The organism is Streptomyces sp. N35 (assembly GCF_016464295.1).
Taxonomy (GTDB): Bacteria; Actinomycetota; Actinomycetes; order Streptomycetales; family Streptomycetaceae; genus Streptomyces.
This window is the reverse complement of sequence record NZ_JAEIMH010000091.1, coordinates 1-6,157: the sequence shown is the minus strand read 5'-3', so window position 1 is coordinate 6,157 and position 6,157 is coordinate 1. Positions and strand designations below refer to the sequence as shown.

Below are 6,157 nucleotides of genomic sequence, written 5' to 3'. Positions count from 1 at the left end.
CCTGCCCCCCCCGGGGGGGATGCCCCGGGGGGGCCCCCCGGGGGGGGCCTCCCCGCCAGCCCCTCAGGCGAGGGCGGATCAGCGCCCGAGGTTCAGGCTGTGCACCCCTCCCCGCTGCGTGCCGACGTACAGCGTGCCGTCGTCGGGGGCGACGGCCAGTGAGAGCACGTCCGTGTTCTGCATGCCGCTGGAGATGCTGTGCCAGCTGCGGCCGCCGTCGGTGGAGCGCAGCACGCCGCGGGTGCCGATCGGCACCTCGCCCACCACCCAGTGGCTGGTGGTGCCCGCGTACCAGGTGTCGCCGGCCTTGACGATGTCGGAGACCTTGATGCGCAGGCCTCCCTCGTCGGACTCGCGGAGCGTTTTGCCGCCGTCGGTGCTGTAGCGCAGAGACTTGCCGCCGACGATCATGCGGGAGCCGTCGAACTCGACGGCCGAGACCTCGCCCTCGGCGACATTGGTGACCGTGCCGCCGAAGTCGTCGGAGTAGTACAGGCCGCCGAGGCCGCCGAGCCAGATGCGGCCGGGCTTGTCAGGGTCGGCCGCGATGGCGGAGTAGATGTCGCGGTGCGCGTACTTGCTCTTCCAGTGCTCGCCGCCGTCGGTGGTGGTGTAGACGCCCACGGCGTTGGAGCGGTGGAAACCGATGATCACCTTGTCCGGGTTCCGCGGGTCGACCATGAGGGAGTCCAGGTAGCCCGCGAGCTGCCCCTTGTCCGTCCAGGTCTTGCCGCTGTCCTCGCTTTTCTGCACGGAGGAGCCGAACAAGCCCTCCACCGAGCGCCAGACGATCTTCTCGTCCTTGGCGTAGGCCTGGATATCGGCGATCCGGATGCCCGTGCTGCCCTCGTTCTCCGCCGCGCCCCACTCTGGGCTGCGCGCCGGGAGCTCGGTGCTGTACAGACCCAGCCCGGTGCCCGCCATCAGCCGGCCTCCGGAGACCGCGAGGGAGGAGATGCTCTCGCCCTGCACGCCAATCCGGCGGTAGCCGCTTTCGCTGGAGCGGAAGATGCCAGTGGAGGCCGCGCTGATGGTGTGCGAGCCGTCGGCCCAGCGGTCGTAGTCGTAGACGACGGTGCTCTGGTTCGGCTGCTCGACGGTGGTCCAGGTCCTGCCGCCGTCCTTGCTGATCTCCGCCTCGCTGCTCAGGGGGTCGTAGTAGATGTCGCCCTTGTTGACCTTCACGATGCCCCGGCCGTCGCGGTAGGGCTCGCTCCAGGTGCGGCCGCCGTCCTGGCTGATGGTGAGCCCGCCGCCGACGCCGAGCGCGCGGACCGCGACCACCTGGGCGTCTGCGTCGAAGCCGGAGATGATCGTGGAGCGGTCGTCGGGCACCGAGTAGATCTTCTCCGCGGGCTGCGGGCTGCTGCCCGACATACCGCGGACCGCCCAGATGTCGTTTCCGGTCCAGGCATACAGGTCATCGCCGCCGAAGGCGATGTTCAGGATCTCGCCGCTGATGCCGAGGTCCTCGACCGCCCAGCTCTCGCCTGCGTCCCGGCTGACGTAGGCCTGGTAGTCGGCCGCCTGTGCGACCAGCACCTTGGTGTCCTGGTCGGCGACCAGGTTCTGGAAGGGGAGGTCTGGGGCGTTCAGCCGCTCCCAGGTCTTGCCGCTGTCATCGGAGCGCATGATCCCGCCCCCGTTGACGGTCCAGGAGATGGCGCTCGTCGCCGACCACATGCGCTCGGGGTTCTTGGCGTCGATGACGACCGAGGGCTCGTTGGTGGCTGCGCCCATGAACGGGGTGCGGTTGTGCTGCTTCCAGCTCTCGCCGCTGTCGGTGGTGAGCCAGGTGCCCGCCTGGCCGTACTGGGTCATCACCGCTTTGCCGCCCTGGGAGGGGGCGAGGGTGATCCGGCCGTCGGCGCTGTTCGGGCCGATGGGCTGCCACTTGCTGCCGTCTGCGATCTGCTCGGCCACCTCGAAGGCGCCCTCGCCGTATTCGCGGACGCCGGTGGCCGTGGTGGCCTTGGCAGTCATCTTGTGGACGCCGGGGGCGCTGCCGGTGACATCGGCGCGGTGGTAGTACGGGTCGCCGGTCGGGCGGGTCTGCACCGTGTACTTCTTGCCGTTCGGCGGCGTGATGGTGAGTACCGGCGGTGCTTCGAGCGAGGTGGTGGGGGCGTAGACGTAGACGTCGGCCGGGCCGTCCGTCGGGTCAGGTGTGGCCTCCACGTAGAGCGGGATGGCGGTCATCAGATAGGGGACGGTGAGGTCGGGGCCGTTCTGGACCTCGACCGAGACCCGGCCGCTGAACAGGGTGCTGGCTTCGGGCCGTTCCTCGGAGAGGGTGAGTTCGATCTTGGTACTGCCGCCGGCCGGGATGCTCACCCGGCGGGTGCCGGCCTCGGCCTTGCCGGAGACCTTCACGGCGCCGGTGAGCCGCTTGCTGCCGGAGTTGTGCACGGTCACGGTCTTCTTCTCGTGGACCCTGCGTCCATCCATGTCGGGCAGCCGGAAGGAGAGGGTGGGGGGGGGGGCGGTGACAGTAGCGCCGGCCGGGGCGGCGGTGGGCGGGCGGCCGGCGCCCTGGGTGGTCTCCTCGACGTCGTCGAGGTGCTTGGCGCTGCCGGTGAGGTCGGCGCCGAGCTGAGCCGCGCTCTTGTCCGGATGCAGCTGGCGCAGCAGCGCAGCGGAGCCCGCGACCAGCGGGGAGGCCATCGAGGTCCCGGACATCCGCTGGATGCCCGGCTCCCAGATCGCCTTCGGGACGGTGGAACGTATCTCCACGCCCGGGGCGACAATGTCCGGCTTCAGGCCGAGCAGCGGGTCGGGCCCGCGGGAGGAGAAGGAAGCGATCTCGTCGGTGGAGTCGCGTCCGCTGACGGTCAGCCGCGCCTTCGCGTCGGAAGCGGCCAGCGCGGCCAGGTCCTGGCCCTGGTACTGGTCGACGCCCAGCACGACCAGCTTGTCCATCCGGTACTCGTCGCCGGAGTCCTGGGCACCGACGGCGCTGTCGGCGCCGATGCGGGCCTCGCCCTTGGTCTCCGTGAGGCTCTTGGCGCCTGGCTCGAGCAGGGCGGCGGCCGGGTCGGAGCCGCGCTGCTGGGCGCTCATGCTGGGGCCGCCGCCGGGCGGGGCTACGCCGCCGATCAGTGCGACGGCGCCGCGCTTTTCCGCCTCGCGGTAGACGCGGTGGTCCTCTGCGGTCAGTTCGTTCACGCTGAGCCCGGGTGGGAAGGCGTAGAGCACCGTCTTGCCGCTGACATCGCCCGCGGCTTCCCATTCCTCGGGGCTGCCGTAGCCGATATTGGCGATGCCGCCGGTGAGCGGCTCGGCCGGCGGGTTGGCCGAGGCCACGCCGCGGTAGGTCTGCAGCTTCTCTCCTCCCTCGACGCGCGCCTCGGGAACGCGGATGCCGCTGGTGGAGGCGCCGACCGCGATGACGCCCTTGGCGGCGGCCGGGGAGCCGACGCTGTAGCGGCCGGGGCCGCTGTTGCCGGCGGCGGCGATGACCAGCACGCCGGACTCGGAGGCCCGGGTTGCGGCCTGGCCGAGCGGGTCGGTGCCATCGCCGGGGCCGCCAAGACTCATGTTGATGATGTCGGGGCGGTGCGGGTTGGCCGGGTCGACGGCCGCCTCGATGCCCGCGACGATGGCCGAGGTATCGCCGTAGCCTTCGCTGTCCAGCACCTTGTAGGCGAGCAGTTCGGCGTCCGGCGCGGCGCCGGTCACGCCGCCATCGGCCGCCGCCTTGCCTGCGACGATGCCGGCGACATGGGTGCCATGCCGGTTGTCGTCCATGGGGTCGGCGTCGTTGTTGATGAAGTCATAGCCGCCGACGACCTTGTGGCCCTTGCCGAAACCGCCGCCCAGGTCGGGGTGCGTGTAATCGATCCCAGAATCGATTACGGCGACGGTGACCCCCTTGCCGGTCACCTTGGCGCCGGACGGGTCCTCGCGCTTCCAGAGCTCCGGGTTGCCGACGAGCTCGTTGGCGTCGGTGCTCAGCGCCTTCATCCGGGTGTCCGGGTGGACGGCCCGCACGCCCGGCAGCTTCTTCAGCTGGGCGGCCTCCTCGCCGGTGACCGTCATGGCCACGGCGTTGAGCAGCAGCCCCAGTTTGCGTACGGACTTTGGCTCGATGCCCTTGCCCTTGGCCTCGGCCAGGAATGCTGTCTGCTGCGCGGCTATCTTCTTGCGCTCCGCCTTCACTTCCGCGGGGGCGGCATCACGCGCGGCGCCTTTGGGCGCCTCAAGCGCGGTCGCGCCGTCCAGTTCGACAATGACCTTCTGCCTCTGGGACTTGGATTTGGGCTCAGGTGCGGCGGTGGCGGACGAGACCGATGTAAGCAGTCCGCCGAGCACCGCGGCCGTGAGGCCCACGTGCAGAGTTCTTCGGTAGTTCCCCATGCATTCAGGTGCTACTGGGGCCGGAGTGCATGGGGCAACGATTACCGGTGGCCCATGCCTGCCGCTGGCACAGGTAGGCCAGGCCTCGGCTCAGTTCTGAGCGGCGGCTTCCGCGTCGTCGAGGTCGTACGTCTCCTGTCCGCTCACCGCGGATAACGCCCGCCTCACCCAGTCCGCCGGCGGCCAAGCGGTGATGGGCCCGGGCTCGGCGGCTGAGTCCCTCGAGGAGGCGCCGGTGGTGGCGGATCCGATGGACAACGCCGCGTGGCGGGCGATGGTCGAGCAGGCTGCTGCGGACGCCGCCTCCACGGAAGCGCTGCTCGGTGCCGCTGAGCCTGCTGCGGTGAGCCGTACGGATCAGGATCGCGGGCTTGCCCGGGTCGCCGGCCGCTATGACCTGGTGATGGCCGCGGAGCATGCCGAGGATGATTTCGACGACGCGATCGACGTGTACGGGATCGGCCTGGTCTCCCGTGCGATCGGCCTGGCCGGCAACCGGCGCATCAAGCTTGGAACGCACGTGTGAACTACCCCTGGCCCCAGCACATTTCCCCTGCCCGATGCGCGGACCCGGCCATCCACCTTGAGGTCTTCCAGCAGCCACAGAGCGAGCACCGCGCCCAGCGGATCTGTACGTGGTGCCTCCTCTCGGGCAGCCGGCGGATCTGGTAGCTCTGCCTCTCCTCGAACACCTCAGTGACGTCGGCCTGGGGACTCAAGGGCTGTCCCGTTTAAACGTGTGAGCTGGGACGTTGGCTGACGGTACGGTCGTTGCGTGGAGTCCGAGAAGGTGCCCCAGTGTCCGTTGCACGGGCCTGGCGAACGTCCTGAAACCCTGGTTGGGCGGCGACTGGTGAGCGTCTTCGCCGCGTGGCATCGGAGCGGAGACGAAGCAGCGGAAGATCCGCTGGACGTGTGGCTGATCGACGACCAAGGCAGGTCCGTGCACATCACCACCGGCTCGGACTGGTGCCTGGTCGTGGAACGCTCAAGCCCGCACGAGGGATACGAAATGGACGGCTGCGGGCGCGTCGAGGTAGCCCCGGTTGGTGATCGGACGCCGTTGGCCGCCCACCTCGGGGAAGACGTCATGGCGGTGAGAGAAGAGTTCGAGGTCGTCTTCGCCACTGGCCGGGTTCGTTGCGACAGTTGGGCTGGGGACCTCCGCCTTGCCATGTGAGGTTCGTGTCCAGTTCCACCTGGTCACGATGTGAACGCCTCGCCGCCCGGTTGTCCGTGCCGATCAGCGGCTCCACGCTGCTGCGGCTGAACCGGCGCCTTGAGCTTCCTGCCATTTCGGAGGTGGAAGTCCTGGGGGTCGACGAGTTCGCTTTCCGGCGAGGCCGGGTTTGCGCTGCGTGGAGATGCGCGGCGGTGCACCGACCGCTCCCGGCGGCGGGTCGTGGACGGTTCCCAGGGGACAGCCGGCGCCAAAAGCCCGCATGGGGAGCTTTGCTCGGCTGGGACCGGGCGCGAGTCATGAGGACTGTCCGGGTGGCACGCGTGCGGCGGGCCGTCGGCATGTGTGGATTGCGGTATGCGAGGTAGGGCTTGGGGCCGCGGCAGGGAGCGGCGGCGGTCAGTCGCCTGTGCGCTGCGGTGCACGCCTGGGAGAACGTGATCGCGAGACCGGCTGGCCCTCCCCGCTCTACAGACAAGTTGGCGGCCGCGCTACTCCCGGTCGTCCACGCCACGGTCGAGGATGTACGGGCCTTCGCTGACGTTGCTTCTCAGGCCTGGCGGATCGCCGAGATGTCGAAGGTCAGCTTGATCTTGTCGGAGACCAGGACGCCGCCCGTCT

At 69.8% G+C, this 6,157-nt stretch carries 3 protein-coding genes and 1 pseudogene; 2 read left to right on the top strand and 2 right to left on the bottom strand.

The window, feature by feature from the left end; genetic code table 11:
* Positions 1–78: 78 nt before the first annotated feature.
* Positions 79–4,356 (bottom strand): S8 family serine peptidase, encoded by a 4,278-nt coding sequence (locus tag JAO81_RS34640; protein WP_199551956.1) that lies wholly within the window; start codon positions 4,354–4,356, stop codon positions 79–81.
* A 238-nt stretch (positions 4,357–4,594) separates the two neighbouring features.
* Here JAO81_RS34640 and JAO81_RS34635 point away from each other — a divergent pair, with 238 nt between their 5' ends.
* Together JAO81_RS34635 and JAO81_RS34630 are read left to right on the top strand one after the other, a co-directional pair.
* Positions 4,595–4,882 carry a hypothetical protein gene (locus tag JAO81_RS34635; protein WP_233416349.1) on the top strand — a complete coding sequence of 96 codons (288 nt, stop codon included), beginning with the start codon at positions 4,595–4,597 and terminating at the stop codon, positions 4,880–4,882.
* Between the two features lie 249 nt (positions 4,883–5,131).
* Positions 5,132–5,536 (top strand): hypothetical protein, encoded by a 405-nt coding sequence (locus JAO81_RS34630; RefSeq protein WP_199551954.1) that lies wholly within the window; start codon positions 5,132–5,134, stop codon positions 5,534–5,536.
* 550 nt (positions 5,537–6,086) lie between these two features.
* Here JAO81_RS34630 and JAO81_RS43030 read toward each other — a convergent pair.
* Positions 6,087–6,157: pseudogene (locus JAO81_RS43030) on the bottom strand (polyisoprenoid-binding protein); the annotation flags it as partial.